This window comes from Foliimonas ilicis, from assembly GCF_039939195.1.
GTDB lineage: Bacteria > Pseudomonadota > Alphaproteobacteria > Rhizobiales > Rhizobiaceae > Foliimonas > Foliimonas ilicis.
Genome location: NZ_JBDUUH010000004.1, coordinates 188,094 through 208,642 on the forward strand (window position 1 = coordinate 188,094; position 20,549 = coordinate 208,642).

Consider the following 20,549-nt stretch of genomic DNA (forward strand, 5'->3'; position numbering starts at 1 on the left):
AATCGCCCTACTCGGCTGCCTGTTTGAAGCCGCCCTTCGCCAAGGCCGAACATTCGGCCATGACGGCGGAGGCGCGCGCAATCGGATTGGTCAGATAGAAGTCCCCGATGAGGGACACGAATCTTTCCTTGCCAAGCCGACCGCCAAGTGCCGCGACTTTCGCGATATCCGCGCCATTTCCGGCTGCGATTTCATCGATTTCCGCAAGATGCGGATATTCTGCATGAAGTTTCGCGCGCAACTGGCCAAGTGAGTCGAACGGCAATTTATGGCCAAGTACATCAGACAGGGCGCGCAAGATAGCCCAATCCTCACGAGCATCGCCCGGTGCGAAGCCTGCGCGGTTGGTCTGCTGAACGCGGCCTTCCGTGTTGACGTAGGTGCCGGATTTCTCCGTGTAGGCCGCACCCGGCAGGATGACGTCGGCGCGGTGTGCGCCAGCATCGCCATGCGTACCGACATAAACGACGAACGCGTTCGAAGCCTTCGAAAGGTCCAGCTCGTCCGCGCCAAGAAGAAAGAGCACTTCCGATCCGCCAACGATATCGCTGACCGGCTTTGCTTCGCCCGGCACGAAGCCGATATCGAGGCCGCCAACGCGCGACGCTGCATTGTGGAGAACGGCAAAGCCGTTCCATTCTTCGCTCACCGCGCCGACCGCGCCTGCAAGCTTGGCCGCGAGACCGAGCACCGCAGCACCGTCGCCCCGCGCAAGCGCGCCTTGTCCGACAATGATCAGTGGACGCTGCGCGTCTTTGAGCGCCGAGAAGAAACTGCCGTTTCCGCCAGCCAGATCCTTCAGCGTGTCAGGCCCTGCCCCCAGCGCTTCGTATTCGTAGCGAAGATCGCCGACATCGCCGATCACACCGACAGGCATACCGCCGTGCCGCCAGCGCTTGCGGATACGCGCATTGAGAACCGATGCCTCGAAGCGCGGATTGGCACCGATGATCAGAACGGCGTCTGCCTGTTCGATGCCCTCGATGGTCGGGTTGAAAATATAGCTCGAACGGCCAAGCGACGGATCGAGCGCAGCACCATCCTGACGGCAGTCGATGTTCGACGAGCCGAGCGACTGGATGAGAAGCTTCAGTGCATACATTTCCTCGACAGCCGCGAGATCGCCAGCGACCGCGCCGATCTTGTCCGCGCTTTTGCCGGAAACAGCGCTCTTGATGGCCGCAAATGCTTCAGCCCAGCTTGCCGGTGCAAGCTTGCCGTTCTTGCGAACATAAGGCCGGTCGAGCCGCTGCGTGCGCAGACCGTCCCAGATGAAGCGGGTCTTGTCGGAAATCCACTCTTCGTTCACCTGATCGTTAACGCGCGGCATGATGCGCATCACTTCGCGGCCACGCGAATCCACGCGAATCGCCGAGCCGACGGCGTCCATAACGTCAATCGATTCCGTCTTGGTCAATTCCCAAGGACGCGCCTGGAACGCGTATGGCTTCGAAGTCAGCGCGCCGACCGGGCAAAGGTCGATGACATTGCCCTGCAATTCGGAGGTCATCGCCTCTTCGAGATAGGTGGTGATTTCGGCATCTTCGCCACGGCCGATCAGGCCGAGTTCGGAAATGCCTGCGACTTCCGTCGTGAAACGAACGCAACGCGTGCAGTGAATGCAGCGGTTCATGATCGTCTTGACGAGCGGGCCGATATATTTGTCTTCGACGGCCCGCTTGTTTTCGGTGTAGCGCGACGAATCCACGCCGAACGCCATCGCCTGATCCTGCAAATCGCACTCGCCGCCCTGATCGCAGATCGGGCAATCGAGCGGATGGTTGATCAGCAGGAATTCCATCACGCCTTCGCGGGCCTTCTTGACCATCGGCGTGTTGGTGAAGATTTCCGGCGTCTCGCCATTCGGGCCGGGACGCAGATCGCGAACGCCCATGGCGCAGGATGCGGCAGGCTTGGGCGGTCCGCCCTTCACTTCGACGAGGCACATGCGGCAGTTGCCAGCGATCGACAAACGCTCATGGAAACAGAAGCGCGGCACTTCCGCGCCCGCATCTTCCGCTGCCTGCAGAAGCGTATAGTGATCGGGAACCTCGATCTCTTTGCCGTCGACCTTCAGCTTCGCCATGTCGCTTCAAACCCCTGCGGTTGTGTCCGCACTATCCGAAAGAGCATCGTTCAAATCGCTCTTTCCTCGTAAAATCAATAATTTATCTTCGCTACCAGATTCTTTGCCTGATCGAGCCAGCCATCGCGCACGATGCGGCCCTTGAACGAAAGATGGTCTTCCACCCAGTCGATCTCGTGAGCCTTCCAGCCCGCGATCTGCGAATAGGTCCAGATACCGAGCCCGTTCAGCACCTGCTCTAGCTTCGGTCCAATCCCGTCGATCTGCTTGAGATCGTCGGGAGCCGCCGGCCGCTCGATCGATTTCGGCTTACGCGCTGAAACCTGCTTGGCTTTCTCGACGCGCGGCGAAGGCACCAGCGTCAGATGAGCCGTTTGCCGGGCCACAGCCTGCGCATCGTCGATCACGGCACGCGCCGCATTCTTCGCCTTGGCTGAAGCGGTTTCCGTAGGCTTCTTTTCTTCAGGCTCAGAAGCGTCTTCGAAAGCGTTCGCGAAAAACTTGTTCGAAGCCTCCACTGCACCGGCAGCAGCGCCCATCCAGATGCCGAACGCATGTCCCGCAAAGCCGAAGCCCAGCGCGGAAAACGCGGCCGCCCCTGCCATCGGATGCGCCATGAGATTGGCGGCACCGGCAAGGTCGTTCGGCATTTGAAATGGTGGTTTCGTGGTCATCCGTTCAGTTTTCTGTGCGTCGAACAGACCGGTCATCGGAAATAACAACATTGATATTCCTTCCGTTTCGGTTGCTGCTCTGCGTTCTTTCGTTGGTTATTCTGCCGCCACAAGTGCGGGTTCTACCCGGTGCGCATTGCGCGAAAATTCATCGATGCGACGCTCGATTTCGGGACGGAAATTGCGGATCAGACCCTGGATCGGCCATGCGGCCGCATCGCCCAGCGCGCAAATCGTGTGTCCCTCGATCTGCTTGGTAACGTCCAGCAGCATGTCGATCTCGCGCTTCTGCGCTTCGCCACGCACCAGACGCTCCATGACGCGCCACATCCAGCCCGTGCCTTCGCGGCAAGGCGTACACTGGCCGCAACTTTCATGCTTGAAGAAGTAGGACAGCCGCGCAATCGCCTTCACGATGTCGGTCGACTTGTCCATGACGATCACCGCGGCCGTGCCGAAGGACGATTTGCGCTCGCGCAAGCCGTCGAAATCCATCGGGCAATCGATGATGTCTTCCGCCTTCACGACCGGGCAGGAAGCGCCGCCGGGAATGACTGCAAGCAAATTGTCCCAGCCGCCGCGAATGCCGCCGCCATGCTTTTCGACCAGTTCGCGGAACGTGATGCCCATGGATTCTTCCACGGTGCACGGCGTGTTGACGTGGCCGACCAGCATGAACAGCTTCGTGCCGACATTGTTCGGACGGCCGATGGACGAAAACCACGATGCACCGCGACGCAGAATGGTCGGCGCGACCGCAATGGATTCGACATTGTTGACGGTCGTCGGGCAGCCGTAAAGGCCGACATTCGCAGGGAATGGCGGCTTCAGGCGCGGCTGGCCCTTCTTGCCTTCGAGGCTTTCGAGAAGTGCCGTTTCCTCGCCGCAGATGTAAGCACCCGCGCCGTGGTGAACGTAGATGTCGAAATCGTAGCCGTTCTTGTTGCCCTTGCCGATCAGGCCGGCATCGTAGGCTTCATCGATCGCGCGCTGCAAAGCTTCGCGCTCGCGGATGAATTCGCCGCGCACATAGATGTAGGCAGCGATTGCACCCATCGCGAAACCGGCAATCAGGCAGCCTTCGACCAGCGTGTGCGGGTCATGGCGCAGAATGTCGCGATCCTTGCAGGTGCCCGGCTCGGATTCGTCGGCATTGACGACGAGATAGGACGGACGGCCATCGGATGCCTTGGGCATGAACGACCATTTGAGGCCGGTCGGGAAGCCCGCGCCGCCGCGTCCGCGAAGGCCGGAAGCCTTCATTTCGTTGATGATCCAGTCGCGGCCCTTGCCGATGATGCCGGCTGTGCCATCCCACGCGCCACGCGACATTGCGCCTTTCAGCGACTTGTCAAAGCGGCCGTAGATATTCGTGAAAATGCGGTCTTTGTCCTGAAGCATTTATCGTCCCTCAGACCGGTTTCTTGCCGAAGACACGGATATATTCGTCAACGCCGCCCTTGGCGAGAGCCTTGGCTTGCTTGACCCAATCCTCGCGCTCGATGCGACCATGGAATTTCAGATATCCGTCAACCCATTCGCGCTCGGCCTTTTTCCACGACGCGACCTGCGCATAGGTGAAGATGCCGAGCGAATGCAGAATGCCTTCGATCTTGGGACCGACGCCGGAGATCAGTTTCAGATCGTCCACGGCAGCGGGCTTCTCGATGCCTTTCGGCCTGCTCTTGTCTTCCAGTGAAGGCTTCGCTTCAGCAGCCGGTGCCTTGGCATGGCTGAGTTCTGGCGATTTGAAAGCAGATGCTGGCTGCGCTTTCGGCGTAGCGGATTTGCGCTGCTTGGAGACTGCCTCGACGCTTTCGTCAGCCTTGTTGGCTTCTCCGGTAGCAGTCGCGGGCGCAACGCTTGCACTCTTTTCACCATTGCGGGCGACTTTGCCGGCAGCAGGCGACTTGATGCTTGGATCGGTTTCCGGCGCATCTGTCTTCGGCTTGGCCGCGTTTGACGGCGGAACCTGCTCGGCTTCAGCGGGCGTTGCCTTCTTGGCAGCCTTCGTTTCCTTGTCGCGCGTCGATTTCAGAACGGCCTTCTCATCCAGAAGTGCCGTCGGGCCGCCCTCTGCCGAAGAATAGAAGCGATCGATCTGCGGACCGGGCGTAACAGTGCCGCCCTTGCCTGCTTCGAAAAGATCGATGATTTCGGCAAGGCGCTCCGGCGTCAGATCTTCATAGGTGTCCTTGAAAATCTGGACCATCGGTGCGTTTACGCAGGTACCTGCGCACTCGACCTCTTCCCAGGAAAGCGTACCGGAATCGTTACGATGAAACTGGTCGTGATGGATTTTCGAACGGCAGACATCCATCAGCGCTTCCGAGCCGCGCAGCATGCATGGCGTCGTGCCGCAAACCTGAATGTGGGCGCGCGTGCCGACCGGGTTGAGCTGGAACTGCGTGTAGAAGGTCGCAACTTCCAGCACCCGGATCAGCGGCATGTTGAGCGTCTTGGCCACATGCTCGATGGCAGCCTTGGTGACCCAGCCTTCCTGATCCTGCGCAAGCATGAGCAGCGGGATAACGGCGGACTGCTCACGGCCTTCCGGGTACTTCTTAATCCAGGTCTTCGCCGACGCTGCATTCGCCTCGTCGAAGGCGAAGGTTGCGGGCTGAAATTCTGGTTCTGCAAGACGGCGAACGGACATTTTAACTCGTCACTTTGTTGCTGCAGTCGAGGAATGAGGCGCAGATCATCGATCGACCTCGCCGAACACGATGTCGAGCGAACCCAACACGGCTGAAACGTCGGCCAGCATGTGGCCCCTGCAGAGGAAATCCATCGCCTGCAAATGCGCAAATCCCGGCGCGCGCAGCTTTACGCGGTAGGGCTTGTTGGTGCCGTCTGCCACGAGATAGACGCCGAACTCGCCCTTCGGCGCTTCGACAGCGGCATAAACTTCGCCAGCCGGAACGTGATAGCCCTCGGTGTAGAGCTTGAAATGGTGGATCAGCGCTTCCATCGACCGCTTCATCGCATCGCGCTTGGGCGGAACGACCTTGCCGTCGAGATTGGAAACCGGCCCCTGACGCTCCGTGCCGAGCAGACGATCCACGCACTGACGCATGATCTTTGCTGACTGGCGCATCTCTTCCATGCGAATGAGATAACGGTCGAAGCAATCGCCATTCTTGCCGATTGGAATGTCGAATTCCATTTCGGGATAGCATTCGTAAGGCTGCGACTTGCGCAAATCCCACGCAGCGCCCGAACCGCGCACCATCACGCCCGAAAAGCCCCAGGCCCATGCATCTTCCAGCGAAACCACACCAATATCGGCGTTACGCTGTTTGAAAATGCGGTTTCCGGTCAAAAGATTGTCGAGATCGTCGATGGTCTTCAGGAACGGGTCGATCCACTTGCCGATGTCTTCGACGAGTTCGTCCGGCAGGTCCTGATGAACGCCGCCCGGACGGAAATAGGCAGCATGCATGCGCGAACCGCTGGCGCGTTCATAGAACACCATCAGCTTTTCACGCTCGACAAAGCCCCAAAGCGGAGGCGTCAGCGCGCCGACGTCCATCGCCTGCGTCGTCACATTGAGGATGTGCGACATGATGCGGCCGATTTCGCAGTAGAGCACGCGGATAAGCTGGCCGCGCTTCGGCACTTCGATACCAAGCAGCCGCTCCACGCCAAGCGCGAACGCATGCTCCTGATTCATCGGCGCGCAATAGTCGAGACGATCAAGATAAGGAATAGCCTGAAGGTAGGTCTTGGCCTCCATCAGCTTTTCGGTGCCGCGATGCAAAAGGCCGATATGCGGATCGACGCGATCGACCACCTCGCCGTCCAGCTCCAGCACAAGACGCAAAACGCCGTGCGCCGCCGGATGCTGCGGGCCGAAATTGATATTGAAATTGCGGACGGAGGTTTCAGCCATTGGACACGCCTTCGGCGTTAAGCGAATAGCGAATAGCGAATAGCGAATAGGGAAAAAGCAGCGTTTTTGTCATGATATCTTCTGTTGCAAGCTCCGGACCATCGCACGTAGCATCTTACCGATATCCTCCGCTTTGGTGAGCAAAGGTGACAATTCCGTCTCGTTTGCCAAGCCGACTTGTCCCGATAGGATGAGATGCGTTTCCAATTCTTTCAGAGAACCCTGCGCCACACGAAGAAACTGAATGAACGCACCGGTACTTTCCCGGCCATGACCTTCGGCGATATTTGCCGCTATTGAAGCAGCCGATCGCCTGATCTGCGATGTCATTCCGTAAACTTCGCTGTTTGGAAAAGCCTTAGTTATCGAATAACAGGCCACCGCCAATTCCATGGCGGCCTTCCAGACCAGCAAATCTCTGTACGAATTGATTGCCGTTTTACAACCTCCTTTTTCCCTATTCGCTACTCACTATTCGCTATTCGCTCTATTGTTTCGCCTTTTCATCGCCCGGCAGGACGTAATCGGTCCCTTCCCATGGCGAGAGGAAATCGAAATTGCGGAATTCCTGCTTCAGCTCGACAGGCTCGTAAACGACGCGTTTGGCTTCGTCGTCGTAGCGCACTTCGACGAAACCGGTCAGCGGAAAGTCCTTGCGAAGCGGATGCCCCTCGAAACCGTAATCGGTCAGGATACGACGAAGATCGGGGTGTCCCGAAAACAGAATGCCGTAAAGATCGTAGGCTTCGCGCTCGAACCAGTCCGCGCCGGGATAGACGGCGGTCGCCGAAGGCACCAGCGTTTCCTCGTCTGCATGAACTTTCACACGAATGCGCTGGTTCTGGCGCGGCGAAAGCAGGTGATAAAGCACATCGAAACGCTTTGCGCGCGCCGGATAGTCGGCACCGCAAATATCGATGAATGAAATGAACTGGCACTGCACATCGTTGCGCAGGAAGTTCAGCACATCGATAATGTCGCCCGGCTCGACGGTTACGGTCAATTCGCCATAAGCGATGACTGCTTCGCCGATCTTGGAACCGAGCTTTTCGGAAATATAGGCCGAAAGATCGTTGAGAGCTTCACTCATTCAGATCACCGCTCAATCGTGCCGGTGCGACGGATCTTCTTCTGAAGAAGAAGCAGTCCGTAAAGCAGCGCTTCAGCCGAAGGCGGACAACCCGGAACATAGATATCGACCGGCACGACGCGGTCGCATCCACGCACCACCGAATAGGAATAGTGATAGTAGCCGCCGCCATTGGCGCACGACCCCATCGAGATGACGTAACGCGGTTCCGGCATCTGGTCGTAGACCTTGCGGAGCGCGGGAGCCATCTTGTTGGTCAGCGTGCCTGCGACGATCATGACGTCCGACTGACGCGGTGAGGCGCGTGGCGCGATGCCGAAACGCTCGCTGTCGTAACGCGGCATGGACGTGTGGATCATCTCGACTGCGCAGCACGCGAGACCGAAGGTCATGAACATCAGCGAACCGCCGCGCGCCCAATTGATCAGCGCATCCGTCGAGGTGACGAGGAAGCCCTTGTCCGCGAGTTCATTGTTGATCTCGGTGAAGAACGGATCATCCGCGCCGACCGGCTTGCCGGTGTTCGGATCGATTATGCCCCTGGGGCGCGGCGCGACGAGCGTACCGGTTGAATCGCTCAATCCCATTCCAGCGCTCCTTTCTTCCATTCGTAGATGAAGCCGATGGTGAGCACACCGAGAAATACCATCATGGACCAGAAGCCCAGCATTCCAATTTCGCGGAAGGCGACAGCCCACGGAAACAGGAAGGCCACTTCCAGATCGAAGATGATGAAGAGAATCGACACGAGATAGAATCGCACGTCGAACTTCATGCGCGCATCGTCGAACGAGTTGAACCCGCACTCATACGCCGAAAGCTTCTCGGGATCCGGATTCCGGTAGGCGACAAGGTAGGGCGCTGCGATAAGCGCAAGACCGACTGCGAGCGCCACACCGATGAAGATCACGATGGGCAGATATGAACTTAAGAGCTCGTTCATGCTCCGACTTTCCAATTAATGGCGATCACGCGTCTGAACTTATATAGCACCCGCGAGGGTAAGCGTGCCGCGACAGTTTGGCTCGGCCGTAAGGTCGGTCAGAACCATGCTGCAATGCGGCGAGGGTTAGCGCAGCAGGAAGGGCGAAGCAAGTCTAACATTGGCGAAAATCAGGATGCTTCCCGTCACATTTTCAAAATCATGGCAGTTTGCTGAATATTTGATTTCCTTCACTTTTTACTCCACTTTTAATCCTGCCATAACGCTGGGGGTAGTTCACGGGTAGAACTCCTTGCGCACGAGATGTTTACTTGCTCTGAAGTCACAGGAACCGTTTTGAAGATGCGCCCATGAAAGAGAAACTATCGCTTGCCGCAGCAAGGCGCATCGCACTCGCCGCGCAAGGCTTTGCCGAGGCGAGGCCCGCCGGCGAAATAAGCCGGCGCCATCTGAACAAGGTGCTTTCGCGCATCGGCCTGCTGCAGATTGATTCCGTCAGCGTCGTCGTGCGCGCTCATTATATGCCGCTCTTCTCGCGACTCGGGAACTACCCGCGCGAAGTGCTCGACAATGCGGCTGGTCCGAAAAAGCGCATCCTTTTCGAATATTGGGCACATGAGGCCTCGTTTCTGCCGATCGAGACATACCCTCTTATGCGCTGGCGCATGGAGCGCGCGCAAAGCGGCGAAATGTATTCCGGCCTCGCGAAATTCAGGCGCGAGCGCGCCGACTATATCGAGGAGATATTTCAGGAAGTCTCAAACCGCGGCCCAACTGCCGCATCCGAAATGGAAGGCCCCAAGGGTCCGGGCGGCTGGTGGGGCTGGAGCGATGCCAAGCAGGCATTCGAATGGCTGTTTTGGGCAGGCAGGCTGACGGCCGCATCGCGGCGCGGGTTTGAACGGCTTTATGACCTGCCTGAACGCGTGCTGCCCGCGGAGCTCGTCTCCGCGCCGCCGCCCTCGCCCGCCGATGCGCATCGCGAATTGCTGCGCATTTCGGCACGAGCGCTGGGCGTCGCGACGATCAACGATTTGCGCGACTATTTCCGCCTCTCGCCCGCCGACGTGAAGGACCGCATCGGCGAACTGGTAGAGGAAGGCACGCTCCTGCCCGTGCGCGTCGAAGGCTGGCAGCATCAGGCCTATCTTCACACCGCAGCGCGTATGCCGCGGAAAGTGCAGGCGCGCGCTTTGCTCGCGCCCTTCGATCCACTGATATGGGAGCGCGCGCGCACCGAACGCCTGTTCAATTTCCGCTACCGGATCGAAATCTACACGCCCGCCCACAAGCGCCAATATGGCTACTACGTCTTCCCGTTCCTGCTTGGCGAAAGACTGGTTGCCCGCCTCGACCTGAAAGCCGACCGCGCCGCAAGCGTCTTGCGCGTTCTTGCTTCGCACGCCGAACCCGGCGCATCGCCCGAAACCGCATCGGAACTCTTGGACGAGCTGCGCCTCATGCAGGAATGGCTGGGGCTCGAGCGCCTTGAAATCTACGAAAAAGGCGATCTCGCACCAGCGCTCCTCAGATCGCTATAGCAGCGGGGCTGTTCTACCATTACGGCCAAAGAACCTGCTTTTTCCAGTTTTCACCGGTCTCAGAACGCACATACCGCAATCGCTTATGAACGCGGTCCGTCGCGCCTTGCCAAAACTCGACCACGGAAGGCGCAACCGCATAGACCTTCCACGCAGGCGCAATATGTTCCGGGTTGGCTTCCAGAAACTCTTTCGCCTCGCCTATACGGCGCTTGAATTCATCCGGCGTGTCCAGAATTTGGCTCTGCTTCGAGGCCAGTGCGCTGATTTTCGATCCGATCGGACGACCGAGAAAGTCTTCAGCGCATTCTTCGCTCGGAAGCTCGATCGCCTCTCCGCGCAGACGAATCTGCCGTCCCAATTGCGGCCAGTAGAATGTCAGCGCGACGTGACGGGCTTCTGCAATCTGCTGCCCCTTGGGGCTGTCGGCCTTTATGGCGAAGTGCCAGCCGCGCTTATCGACATTCTTTAGAATGAGAACGCGTGCATCGGGCCAGCCCTGCTCGTCGACGGTCGAAAGCGTCATGGCGTGAGGTTCTTTTATGCCCTCTGCAATCGCCTCCTCCAGCCATAGTCGAAAGGCCGCGCGCGGCGTATCGGGCAAATCGCCCATATCCACATCGCGAAATGGACCTTTCAGCGAAGGCAGGCTGCGTAGCTGGTCTTTCATTGAATTATCTGCGTTCGTCACTGCTTTGCTGCTCATTGTCTTTCGATGATCATTACCCGACCGGGATCGAAGCAGGAATAGACCTTTGCATCGCTGGAAATCAATGACACAGATGCGGCAATCTTCCCGTGTCATGCGCCGCGCGGGCTTAGCGGCGCGTTGACACGATACCGGCGCAAAGCCTAGATTGCGCGACGTGACGGTCTCCTTTCTTCATGGAAAGGAGCTAAGAGGGAATTCGGTGTGAGATTTTCAGTCTCGAAGCCGAAGCTGTCCCCGCAACTGTAAGCGAAAAGCCTTAGCCGAAGGCCACTGGGTTTTCCCCGGGAAGGCGGCAAAGGTGACGACTCGCGAGCCAGGAGACCTGCCGTCTAGAACATAATCCGACTGCCCGGCGGGTGTCCCGGGAAAGGAGTACTGCTTGGACTTTGACGGTAAATTTCCCGAACCGGACGCCGGCGCCGCGAGCGATGTCACAATCGTCGTGTGTTCGTCGTGTCGCGATGAAAACGGTTCCGACGGCCCGCCCCGCGCCGGCGTTGTTCTCGCTGATGACACGCGCCGCGCCGCAGCAAATACGAACATCAAGGTGCGCGAGGTCGAATGCCTCGGCAATTGCAAGCGCCGGCTCAGCGCCGCCGTTCTGCGCGATGGCGCGTGGAGCTATGTCTTCGGCGGCCTTACAATTGAAAGCGGCGACGATCTCGTCGAGGGCGCAAAGCTTTTCGCAAGCTCGCTCGATCTTCTCATTCCGTGGCGTGGTCGCCCTGATTCTCTGAAGCGCGGGCTCATCGCGCGCATTCCTCCGATCGATATTCTGAAGGACAATTCATGACCTCTACCGTTTCTCGCGTTCCCTGCACCGTCGTCACCGGCTTTCTGGGTGCAGGCAAAACCACGCTCATTCGCAATCTGCTCGAAAACTCGAAAGGCCGCCGCCTCGCGATCATCGTCAACGAATTCGGCGATGTCGGCATCGATGGCGACATTCTGAAAAGCTGCGGCGTCGAGGATTGCCCGGAAGAAAACATCGTCGAACTGGCCAATGGCTGCATCTGCTGCACTGTGGCCGACGATTTTGCACCCGCCCTCGACCAGATTCTCTCGCTGGAACCGAAAGTCGATCACATCCTGATCGAGACATCGGGCCTTGCCCTGCCGAAGCCGCTGATTCAGGCATTCCAGTGGCCCGCCATCAAAAGCCGCGTGACGGTGGACGGCGTCATTGCCGTTGTCGATGGTCCGGCACTCGCCGAAGGCAAGGTCGCGTCCGACATGGATGCGCTCGCCGCCCAGCGCGCCGAAGATGAAACGCTGGACCATGATGATCCCGTCGAAGAAGTCTTCGAGGACCAGGTGGCCTGCGCCGACCTCATCATCCTGTCGAAGCGCGACCTGATGGACGATGCGGGTGTCGCCCGCGCCAATGCGGTGATCGATCAGCACATCAAGCGCGCGGTCAAGATCGTGCAATCGTCCAACGGCAAGGTCGATCCATCGGTGCTGCTCGGCCTCGGTCTTGCCGTGGAAGACGACATCGAAAACCGCAAGACGCATCACGATGGCGCGTTCGACCACGAGCATGACGATTTCGACACCTTCGTCATCGAAATCCCGTCGATCTCGAACCCCGACGAGCTTGCTGTCCGCGTTGCCAAGGCCGCCGAAGAAGAAAACGTGCTGCGCGTGAAAGGCTTCGTCGATGTCGGCGGCAAGCCTATGCGCCTGCTCGTTCAGGCGGTCGGCCCGCGCGTGAACCATTATTATGACCGCGCATGGAACGCCAATGACGAGCGCCGCTCGCGGCTCGTGGTTATCGGCCTGAAAGGACTGAACCGGGAAGCAATCGAGCGTATACTCGCGGCCTAACGGCACCTGACAGATAGAAGATGCATTCGCATGCATATATTGACGACCACATCCACCTCGCTCGACGATCTGGTCGAGCCGGTAGATCTGCGGCAGCAGCCAGCGGATATTGTGGCTTTGTCTTTTACCGACAGCGATCTGGCGGGCATCGCCGCCGCATGGAAAACCGGCGGCGATAATCAGCCCTCGATGCGGCTGGCACGGCTGCGCGATCTGCGCCATCCCATGTCCGTCGATCTTTGGGTGGACAGTGTCGCCGCCCACGCCAAAGTCATTCTGGTGCGCATTCTGGGCGGTTATGATTGGTGGCGCTACGGCTGCGACCAGCTAACCGCGACCGCGCGCGCCAAGGGTATAAAGCTGGCGCTTTTGCCCGGCGAATGCCGGGAGGAAGACCTTCGACTGATCGAGGGTTCAACCTTGCCCCGAACCGAACTCGACGGCCTGCTTTCCTATTTCCGCGAAGGCGGCCCGGCCAATATGCGCGGCCTCGTCCAAAGCCTCACGGCGCTCGCACGCGGCGAGACATCGACGCCCGAAACGATTGCCGTTCCAAAGGCAGGCTTCTACGAACCGGGCGTTGGCCCGGTCGAGTTGCCGAACCTCACGCCCGGCCAGCCGGTCGTCCCCCTCCTCTTCTATAGATCGATGCTGCTGGCGGCAGACGTAGCGCCCATCGATGCGCTTTGCGAAGCCTTGCGCAGCAAAGGCATGTCGCCTGCCCCGATCTTCGTTTCCAGCCTCAAGGAACCGGCCTCGATAAAGTTCGTCGAAAATGCCTTGGCCGATTTGTCACCCCTGGCAATCATCACCGCAACGGCATTCGCGACGGGTGCTGAACCCGGCGTAGAGACGATTTTCGACCGTGCCGGCGTGCCGGTTTTCCAAGTAATCGTCGCAACGACCCGCCGCGAAGGCTGGCAGGAAAGCCCGCGCGGTCTGGCCCCTGCCGATCTCGCAATGCATGTCGTCATGCCTGAGCTTGACGGACGCATCCTCGCAGGCGCGATTTCCTTCAAGGCTGAAACGGAAGCCGACGCCGAACTCGGCTTCCGCGCCTTCGCCAACCGGCCCGAACCCGATCGTGTCACTCAGGTCGCAAATCGCATCGCCGCCTTCCTGCGCCTGCGCAACACAAGGCGCGACGAGCGCCGCGTAACGATCCTCATTCCCGATTATCCCAGCGCACCCGGACGCACCGGTTATGCCGTCGGTCTCGACGTGCCAAACAGCGTGCTTGCCATGCTGCATGACCTGAAGAACGAGGGCTATGCAGTTGAAGGGATTCCTGAATCTCCGCGCGCGCTGCTTGATTTGCTGGAGATTGGCACGAAAGGCATGACGCTGGAGGCCTACAATTCCCTCAGCTCGACCTTGCCCGCGGAGGCCCGCGCGAGCGTGGAGGCTGCTTGGGGGAAAATAAATTCCAAGCCCGGCGCAGACCCCCACTCCGCCTCGCTGCGCGAGGCACCTCTCCCCCATAATGGGGAGAGGAAAAATGGCATCCAGCCAGACGCCCTTCCTCTCCCTCACGAAGTGGGGGAGAGGTGCCTCGCGCAGCGAGGCGGAGTGGGGGAATCTTTCCACTTCCGCGCCGCGCATTTCGGCAATATCACCGTAGCACTCGCCCCCGACCGCGGACGTTCCGCAGATCGACGCGGTGACTACCACGACCCAACCTTACCACCCCGGCATGAACTCATGGCCTTCGGCCTCTGGCTCCGCCACACCCTCGCCTCCCACGCGCTGATCCATGTTGGCGCGCATGGCACGCTCGAATGGCTGCCCGGCAAGACGGTCGCGCTCTCGCAATCCTGTTTTCCCGAAATCGTCACCGGCTCCCTGCCCGTCATCTATCCGTTCATCGTCAGCAATCCCGGCGAAGCGGCGCAGGCCAAGCGCCGGATTGCGGCCGTCACGCTCGGCCACCTGCCGCCGCCTCTCACCGAAGCCGGTCTCGACGAACACCAGCAGAAACTCGAACGTCTGGTCGACGAATACGCGCAGGCGGACGGCCTCGACCGCCGCCGCCGCGACCGCCTCGCCAAGCTGATTGTCGAAACCGCCGCGCAAACCGGACTGGCCTCACAGGCGGGCGTCGCGCAATCCGACGCGCCCGACGAAGCGCTTCGCCGCATTGATGCGTGGCTTTGCGATCTGAAAGACTTTGCGATCAAGGACGGCCTCCACATCTATGGCCGCAACGCACCGGACGAAAACGACGAAGGCCGCATCTCAAGTGCCGCGACCGAGCGTTCCGGCCTGATCCGCGCCCTCGACGGCCATCACATTCCGGCTGGGCCTTCCGGCGCACCGGCGCGCGGACGCCGCGACGTGCTGCCGACCGGCCGCAACCTCTTCACCGCCGATCCGCGCACAATGCCGACGCCTACCGCCTTCGATCTGGGCCGCCTGGCTGCTGACGAAATCGTTCGGCACTATATGCAGGCGCATGGCGACTGGCCGCGCTCGCTGGTCATCGATCTGTGGGGCAGCGCCAGCCTTCGCACCGGCGGCGAGGAAATCGCGCAAGGCCTCGCCTTGATGGGTTGCCGCCCGCAATGGGACGCTTCGACCGGACGCGTGACCGGCATTGAAGTCCTGCCGCCCGCAACGCTCGGTCGCCCGCGCGTCGATGTGACGTGGCGCATTTCCGGCCTGTTCCGCGATATGTTCCCAACGCAGATTGCGCTGATCGACGCTGCGGCTTCCGCCGTCGCAACGCGCGACGAGGACGAGAGCGAAAATCCACTCGCCGCCGCGCAGCGCGCATCCGGCAAAGTGCCGTCGCGCATCTTCGGCTCCTCGCCCGGCACTTACGGCGCGGGGCTGGAGGATTTGCTTTCGAGCGGCAATTGGGAAAGCCGCGAAGAACTCGGCCGCGCCTATCTCGACGCGACTTCGCACGCCTATGGCGGAGCGGAAGGCGAAGGTGCCGCCCAGCCCGGTGCATTCGCGGCACGACTGGCCGACGCCGATCTGCTCGTCCACACCGGCGACGATCCCGGCCGCGACATTCTCGAAGGCTCCGCAGACGTCGCTTTCATCGGCGGGTTTTCAGCCGCAATCGCCGCCTTGGGCAAGAATGCCGACGTAATCGTGCTCGATACGACCGACCCCGCAAAACCGCAGCCGCGCTCGGTTGCTGAAGCGGTCGGACGCGTCGTGCGCGCCCGCGCCGTCAATGCGCGGTTCATCGAAGGGCAGATGCGGCATGGCCCGCGCGGTGCCTCGGAATTTGCCGAAACCGTAGACCGGCTGATCGGCTTTGCCGAAACCACAAACGCCATTCCCGGCGCACTGATCGATGCGGTGCACGCCGCCTATCTCGGCAATGAGCGCGTGCGAGACTTCATCCTGCGCGAAAACCCCGCCGCCGCAAAAGTCATCGCAGAGCGTTTCGCGGCCGCGCGCCGTCGCGGGCTTTGGCACCCGTTGCGCAATTCCATCGATGACGATCTGGCTGCCCTGATTGCAGAAGCCGTCGCGCTGGGAGCAGCCGCGTGACCGTATTTTCAAGGCGCGGCGCATGTCCCGCACTTTCTGCGCCGATGCAGACCGGCGACGGGCTTCTCGTCCGGCTTAATCCAATCACGCAAGGATTGCCGCCCAAGACTCTGATAGGACTCTGCAAATCCGCCCTGCGACACGGCAATGGCATCATCGAGGTAACGGCGCGCGGCAGCGTTCAAATTCGCGGACTGACCGAGACAAGCGCACCGCTTCTGGCGGAAGAAGTGGATGCATTGGGGATTTCCGTGCGCACAGGCGTTCCCGTCGAAACCGGACCGCTGGCCGGTCTCGATCCATCCGAAACCGCAGACCCGACGCCACTTGCGGAAAGCATCCGCGCCGCCATTACAGAGCGCGACCTTTCCGAACGTCTTGGCCCGAAAGTATCGGTCGTGGTCGATGGCGGTGGTCAGTTCGGCATGGACAGTGTGCAGGCCGACATTCGACTGACTGCGGATGGCGATATATGGCAGCTTTCCATCGCAGGCGATGCAGGTACGGCGACTTTCCTTCGAAGCGTATCGACCGAAGACGCCCCGACAGCAGCCATCTCGATCCTCGAAAGCATCGCCGAGCGCGGTCGCGACGCGCGAGCACGCGATCTAATTTCTCAGAACGTTTTGGGCATACTCACAAACGGCCCCTCATCCCCCTGCCGGGACCTTCTCCCCGCCTGCGGGGAGAAGAATGAAGCTCAAGCGTCGCGGACAACCTCCTTCTCCCCGCCTGCGGGGAGAAGGTCCCGGCAGGGGGATGAGGGGCAAATTGCAAAGCTAGGCATCGTCGATCTGGGCACCCAAGCCCACGCCCTATCCATCGCCCTGCCCTATGGCAGCGTGACTGCCGAAACGCTCATCGCAATCTGCGACGCAGCGGCGAAACACGGCGCATCCGAAATCCGGCCCGCCTTGCAACGTCGCCTCCTCATCCTCGGCCTCTCCACCAACACCTGCGCCACCCTCCAAACCGAATCGGCAACGCTCGGCTTCATCACCGACGCTTCCGACCCCCGCCGCAGCATCGCCGCGTGCCCCGGCGCACCGGCCTGCGCATCGGGCCAAATCGAAACACGCGAAATCGCCGAACGCATAGCCGAACAATCCGGCGATGTGCTCGATCCCTCCGTCACGCTCCACATTTCCGGCTGCGCCAAGGGCTGCGCGCACCCCGCTTCATCTGCGCTTACCATCGTCGGCGGCGAAAACGGGGCCGGTTTTGTCGTCTGCGGAACGGCAAAAGGGCTTCCCGCATCCTATACGCCGCGATATGAACCCGCCGACGGATTTGGTCGCGTGGCGAAACTGATCCGCATGCAGCGCAGCGCAGGGGAAACCACGGTCGCGACGCTCGCAAAAATCGGTGCCGCCCGCCTCGCCGCTGCCTTCAGACAAGGATGACGATGTCCGCTTACGACTATATTCACGACGGAAATGCGATCTACGAAAAATCCTTCGCCATCATTCGCGCCGAGGCCGACCTTTCCCGCTTTTCCGAGGCCGAATCCGATGTTGCGATCCGCATGATCCATGCCTGCGGCGTGGTCGAGGCCGCACAGTATTTCGTGTTTTCGGAAGGCTTCGTGTCGGCGGCTAGAACGGCCCTGCAAAACGGCGCGCCGATTTTCTGCGACGCAGAAATGGTGTCGCGCGGCGTCACCCATGCGCGTCTGCCTGCCAATAATGAGGTGATTTGCACGTTGCGCGACCCGAAAACGCCGGAAATCGCCAGGGAAATCGGCAATACCCGCTCTGCCGCCGCGATGCATTTGTGGGGTGAGCGCATGGGCGGCGCGGTCGTCGCCATCGGCAATGCACCGACTGCTTTGTTCTACCTTCTGGAAATGCTACGCGACGGCGCGCCGAAACCTGCCGCCATCATCGGCATGCCGGTAGGCTTCGTCGGCGCGGCGGAATCGAAGGACGCACTGGCTGAAAACAGTTTCGGCGTTCCCTTCGCCATCGTGCGCGGTCGCATGGGCGGCAGCGCCATGACCGCCGCAGCGGTCAATTCACTTGCGAGGCCGGGTCTTTGAACGCTGTGCCAACAGGCCGTTTGATCGGCGTCGGAACAGGCCCCGGCGACCCGGAGCTTTTGACGCTGAAAGCCGTTCGCGCGCTGGGCGAAGCCGATGTGATCGCGCATTTTGCAAAACGCGGCAACAATGGGAATGCCCGCGCAATCATCGGCGCGCATCTGAAGCCCGGCATAATCGAATTGCCCCTGCTTTATCCAGTCACCACCGAAATCGATAAAAACCACGACGATTACCGCACGGCGATCAACGGTTTTTATGAAGAATCCGCGCAGGCCGTGGCAGAGCATCTGACTGCCGGTCGCACGGTCGCTGTGTTGAGCGAAGGCGATCCGCTGTTTTACGGCTCCTACATGCATTTGCATGTCAGGCTTTCAGGACGTTTCCCGACCGAAGTTATCCCCGGTGTCACGGCCATGTCCGGCTGCTGGTCGCAGACCGGCCTGCCCATTGTACAAGGCGACGATGTGCTGAGCGTCCTTCCCGGCACGATGGCCGAGTTCGAACTGACGCGCCGCCTGTCCGACACGGATGCGGCAGTCATCATGAAGGTCGGCCGCAACCTGCCGAAAATCCGGCGCGCACTGGAGGCTGCTGGAAAGCTGGGACAGGCGATCTATGTCGAGCGCGGTACGATGGCGAATACCGTCTCCACGCCGCTTGCCGACAAGGCCGACGACACAGCGCCTTACTTTTCCATCGTGCTTGTGCCCGGCTGGGCAGGTAAGCCGGAGAGCTTGACATGAGCGGCACCTTAACCGTCATCGGTCTGGGGCCGGGAAATATAGACCAGATCACGCCGCAAGCCGCAAAAGCTGCTCAGGAGGCCGAGTTTTTCTTCGGATACGGACCCTACCTCGACCGCCTGTCGCTGCGCCCGGACCAGACGCGTCTTGCCTCCGACAATCGCGAAGAACTCGCCCGCGCCAATGCCGCGCTCGAAAAAGCAGCGGGCGGCGCTAAAGTCGCAGTCATTTCCGGCGGCGATCCCGGTGTCTTTGCAATGGCTGCCGCAATCTGTGAGGCAATCGAGGCAGGCCCGGCAGAATGGCGCGACATCGATCTGCAAATCATCCCCGGCGTGACCGCGATGCTGGCCGTGGCAGCCCGCATCGGCGCACCACTCGGACATGATTTCTGCGCGATTTCGCTTTCCGACAATCTGAAGCCTTGGGAAATCATCGAAAACCGGCTCGAAGCCGCTGCGCGCGCCGGGTTCGTCATCGCGCTCTACAATCCGATCAGCAAGGCGCGTCCGTGGCAACTTGGCAAGGCGTTCGAGATTTTGCGCCAGACGCTGCCTGCAACGACGCCAGTCATTTTCGGCCGTGCCGCAGGCCGCCCGGACGAGCGCATCGCCGTCGCGCCTCTTGGCGAAGCGGATGCCGCCAACGCCGATATGGCAACCTGCGTCATCATCGGCTCGCCGGAAACCCGCATCATCGAGCGCGGCGAGCGCCCAAGCCTCGTTTACACGCCGCGCTTTTTGGCAGGCCCGAACGCATGATCGATGAGCGCCATCACCTCGGCGACGTTTTTGCCGGACGGCGTTTCGGGCAAATCCGGTCTACGAAACAAAATCACACTTATGCCAAGCAGACGCGCGGCAGCAATCTTGCCGTAGGTGGCGCTCCCGCCGCTGTTTTTGGCGACGATGGCATCGATGCCGCGACCTTTCAGAAGCGTCAGTTCAACCGCCTCTTGAAAAGGCCCGCGGTCGAGAATGTATTCGGCGTTCGGCACGTTGAGCGGCGGCTCGATCGGGTCGACGCTGCGAATGACATAGGAATGCTGCGGCGCTTGCGAGAATTGCGCGACTTCCTGCCGTCCGAGCGCCAAAAATGCATGGCGCGGCGCATCGCCCAGCGCCTCTATCGCACCCGATGCGTCGTCAACGAGCGTCCAGCGGTCGCCTTGAACCTGCTCCCAGGCAGGTCGGCGCAGCGCAATGATCGGCACATCGCTGATGCGCGAAGCCTCCGCTGCATTGCGCGAAATCTGCGCGGCATAAGGGTGCGTCGCGTCAATCAGCAGGTCGATTTTTTCGGTTTGGAGGTAGGTCGCGAGCCCGTCAGCCCCGCCAAAACCGCCGCTTCGAACCGGAACAGGGTGATCGACCGGTTTTTCGGTGCGTCCGGCGAGCGAGAGCGTCACGTCGAATTCTGCGCGTTCGGAAAGCTTGCCCGCAAGCAAACGCGCTTCGATCGTGCCGCCCAGAATGAGAATGCGGTGGGTCATC

Annotated in this window: 19 protein-coding genes and 1 riboswitch; of the genes, 8 read left to right on the top strand and 11 right to left on the bottom strand. The window is 60.4% G+C overall.

The features are described 5' to 3' along the window. Positions 1–7: 7 nt before the first annotated feature. The 9 genes from nuoG to ABFT80_RS11320 all read right to left on the bottom strand — a co-directional run bounded on the left by nuoG (position 8) and on the right by ABFT80_RS11320 (position 8,685). Positions 8–2,086 carry an NADH-quinone oxidoreductase subunit NuoG gene (gene nuoG / locus ABFT80_RS11280; protein WP_347972006.1) on the bottom strand — a complete coding sequence of 693 codons (2,079 nt, stop codon included), beginning with the start codon at positions 2,084–2,086 and terminating at the stop codon, positions 8–10. A gap of 74 nt (positions 2,087–2,160) precedes the next feature. Next, a complete protein-coding gene (locus ABFT80_RS11285) occupies positions 2,161–2,811 on the bottom strand; it encodes an NADH-ubiquinone dehydrogenase (RefSeq protein WP_347972007.1) in 651 nt (216 codons plus the stop codon). Between the two features lie 45 nt (positions 2,812–2,856). Continuing rightward, entirely contained in the window at positions 2,857–4,161 is a 1,305-nt protein-coding gene (gene nuoF / locus ABFT80_RS11290; RefSeq protein WP_347972008.1) for an NADH-quinone oxidoreductase subunit NuoF, read from the bottom strand. A gap of 10 nt (positions 4,162–4,171) precedes the next feature. Next, positions 4,172–5,416, bottom strand: coding sequence for an NADH-quinone oxidoreductase subunit E (locus ABFT80_RS11295; RefSeq protein WP_347972009.1), 1,245 nt, complete (start codon positions 5,414–5,416; stop codon positions 4,172–4,174). A gap of 45 nt (positions 5,417–5,461) precedes the next feature. Further along, the gene (locus ABFT80_RS11300; RefSeq protein ID WP_347972010.1) at positions 5,462–6,652 is read right to left on the bottom strand and encodes an NADH-quinone oxidoreductase subunit D; all 1,191 of its coding nucleotides are present in this window, start codon (positions 6,650–6,652) and stop codon (positions 5,462–5,464) included. Between the two features lie 69 nt (positions 6,653–6,721). After that, on the bottom strand, positions 6,722–7,084 hold the full coding sequence (locus ABFT80_RS11305; protein ID WP_347972214.1) for a four helix bundle protein: 363 nt from the start codon (positions 7,082–7,084) through the stop codon (positions 6,722–6,724). Positions 7,085–7,139: 55 nt separating this feature from the next. Then, the gene (locus ABFT80_RS11310; RefSeq protein ID WP_347972011.1) at positions 7,140–7,742 is read right to left on the bottom strand and encodes an NADH-quinone oxidoreductase subunit C; all 603 of its coding nucleotides are present in this window, start codon (positions 7,740–7,742) and stop codon (positions 7,140–7,142) included. A 5-nt stretch (positions 7,743–7,747) separates the two neighbouring features. After that, positions 7,748–8,329, bottom strand: coding sequence for a NuoB/complex I 20 kDa subunit family protein (locus ABFT80_RS11315; RefSeq protein ID WP_347972012.1), 582 nt, complete (start codon positions 8,327–8,329; stop codon positions 7,748–7,750). Beyond that, positions 8,320–8,685 (bottom strand): NADH-quinone oxidoreductase subunit A, encoded by a 366-nt coding sequence (locus ABFT80_RS11320; RefSeq protein ID WP_347972013.1) that lies wholly within the window; start codon positions 8,683–8,685, stop codon positions 8,320–8,322. Before ABFT80_RS11320 ends, ABFT80_RS11315 begins: the two co-directional genes overlap by 10 nt. 350 nt (positions 8,686–9,035) lie before the next feature. Here ABFT80_RS11320 and ABFT80_RS11325 point away from each other — a divergent pair, with 350 nt between their 5' ends. After that, positions 9,036–10,226 carry a winged helix-turn-helix domain-containing protein gene (locus tag ABFT80_RS11325; protein WP_347972014.1) on the top strand — a complete coding sequence of 397 codons (1,191 nt, stop codon included), beginning with the start codon at positions 9,036–9,038 and terminating at the stop codon, positions 10,224–10,226. 19 nt (positions 10,227–10,245) lie between these two features. Here ABFT80_RS11325 and ABFT80_RS11330 read toward each other — a convergent pair whose 3' ends face one another. Further along, positions 10,246–10,896: a pyridoxine/pyridoxamine 5'-phosphate oxidase gene (locus ABFT80_RS11330; RefSeq protein ID WP_347972015.1), complete on the bottom strand. Its 651-nt coding sequence runs from the start codon at positions 10,894–10,896 to the stop codon at positions 10,246–10,248. Positions 10,897–11,079: 183 nt separating this feature from the next. Then, positions 11,080–11,282: riboswitch (cobalamin riboswitch) on the top strand. 35 nt (positions 11,283–11,317) lie between these two features. Here ABFT80_RS11330 and ABFT80_RS11335 point away from each other — a divergent pair. The 7 genes from ABFT80_RS11335 to ABFT80_RS11365 are packed head-to-tail and all read left to right on the top strand — an operon-like array spanning position 11,318 to position 19,817. Further along, positions 11,318–11,731: a DUF1636 family protein gene (locus tag ABFT80_RS11335; protein ID WP_347972016.1), complete on the top strand. Its 414-nt coding sequence runs from the start codon at positions 11,318–11,320 to the stop codon at positions 11,729–11,731. Beyond that, positions 11,728–12,765: a cobalamin biosynthesis protein CobW gene (gene cobW, locus ABFT80_RS11340; protein ID WP_347972017.1), complete on the top strand. Its 1,038-nt coding sequence runs from the start codon at positions 11,728–11,730 to the stop codon at positions 12,763–12,765. Before ABFT80_RS11335 ends, cobW begins: the two co-directional genes overlap by 4 nt. A 30-nt stretch (positions 12,766–12,795) precedes the next feature. Then, positions 12,796–16,272, top strand: coding sequence for a cobaltochelatase subunit CobN (gene cobN / locus ABFT80_RS11345; protein WP_347972018.1), 3,477 nt, complete (start codon positions 12,796–12,798; stop codon positions 16,270–16,272). Further along, entirely contained in the window at positions 16,269–17,675 is a 1,407-nt protein-coding gene (gene cobG / locus ABFT80_RS11350; RefSeq protein ID WP_347972019.1) for a precorrin-3B synthase, read from the top strand. Before cobN ends, cobG begins: the two co-directional genes overlap by 4 nt. Before the next feature lie 2 nt (positions 17,676–17,677). Further along, a complete protein-coding gene (locus tag ABFT80_RS11355; protein ID WP_347972020.1) occupies positions 17,678–18,310 on the top strand; it encodes a precorrin-8X methylmutase in 633 nt (210 codons plus the stop codon). Then, positions 18,307–19,056 (top strand): precorrin-2 C(20)-methyltransferase, encoded by a 750-nt coding sequence (locus tag ABFT80_RS11360; protein WP_347972021.1) that lies wholly within the window; start codon positions 18,307–18,309, stop codon positions 19,054–19,056. Before ABFT80_RS11355 ends, ABFT80_RS11360 begins: the two co-directional genes overlap by 4 nt. Then, positions 19,053–19,817, top strand: a complete 765-nt coding sequence (locus tag ABFT80_RS11365) for a precorrin-3B C(17)-methyltransferase (RefSeq protein ID WP_347972022.1) — start codon at positions 19,053–19,055, stop codon at positions 19,815–19,817. The genes ABFT80_RS11360 and ABFT80_RS11365 overlap by 4 nt, the downstream gene beginning before the upstream one ends. On the opposite strand, the gene ABFT80_RS11370 is transcribed toward ABFT80_RS11365, so the two are convergent. Then, positions 19,781–20,548, bottom strand: a complete 768-nt coding sequence (locus ABFT80_RS11370; protein WP_347972215.1) for a cobalt-precorrin-6A reductase — start codon at positions 20,546–20,548, stop codon at positions 19,781–19,783. The two genes, ABFT80_RS11365 and ABFT80_RS11370, sit on opposite strands and share 37 nt — an antisense overlap. Position 20,549 lies beyond the last annotated feature (1 nt).

Bases quoted from the DNA above. Each gene is read 5' to 3' on its own strand.
- nuoG (WP_347972006.1), bottom strand. From the start codon at position 2,086: ATGGCGAAGCTGAAGGTCGACGGCAAAGAGATCGAGGTTCCCGATCAC.
- ABFT80_RS11285 (WP_347972007.1), bottom strand. From the start codon at position 2,811: ATGTTGTTATTTCCGATGACCGGTCTGTTCGACGCACAGAAAACTGAA.
- nuoF (WP_347972008.1), bottom strand. From the start codon at position 4,161: ATGCTTCAGGACAAAGACCGCATTTTCACGAATATCTACGGCCGCTTT.
- ABFT80_RS11295 (WP_347972009.1), bottom strand. From the start codon at position 5,416: ATGTCCGTTCGCCGTCTTGCAGAACCAGAATTTCAGCCCGCAACCTTC.
- ABFT80_RS11300 (WP_347972010.1), bottom strand. From the start codon at position 6,652: ATGGCTGAAACCTCCGTCCGCAATTTCAATATCAATTTCGGCCCGCAG.
- ABFT80_RS11310 (WP_347972011.1), bottom strand. From the start codon at position 7,742: ATGAGTGAAGCTCTCAACGATCTTTCGGCCTATATTTCCGAAAAGCTC.
- ABFT80_RS11315 (WP_347972012.1), bottom strand. From the start codon at position 8,329: ATGGGATTGAGCGATTCAACCGGTACGCTCGTCGCGCCGCGCCCCAGG.
- ABFT80_RS11320 (WP_347972013.1), bottom strand. From the start codon at position 8,685: ATGAACGAGCTCTTAAGTTCATATCTGCCCATCGTGATCTTCATCGGT.
- ABFT80_RS11325 (WP_347972014.1), top strand. From the start codon at position 9,036: ATGAAAGAGAAACTATCGCTTGCCGCAGCAAGGCGCATCGCACTCGCC.
- ABFT80_RS11330 (WP_347972015.1), bottom strand. From the start codon at position 10,896: ATGAAAGACCAGCTACGCAGCCTGCCTTCGCTGAAAGGTCCATTTCGC.
- cobW (WP_347972017.1), top strand. From the start codon at position 11,728: ATGACCTCTACCGTTTCTCGCGTTCCCTGCACCGTCGTCACCGGCTTT.
- cobN (WP_347972018.1), top strand. From the start codon at position 12,796: ATGCATATATTGACGACCACATCCACCTCGCTCGACGATCTGGTCGAG.
- ABFT80_RS11355 (WP_347972020.1), top strand. From the start codon at position 17,678: ATGTCCGCTTACGACTATATTCACGACGGAAATGCGATCTACGAAAAA.
- ABFT80_RS11365 (WP_347972022.1), top strand. From the start codon at position 19,053: ATGAGCGGCACCTTAACCGTCATCGGTCTGGGGCCGGGAAATATAGAC.
- ABFT80_RS11370 (WP_347972215.1), bottom strand. From the start codon at position 20,548: ATGACCCACCGCATTCTCATTCTGGGCGGCACGATCGAAGCGCGTTTG.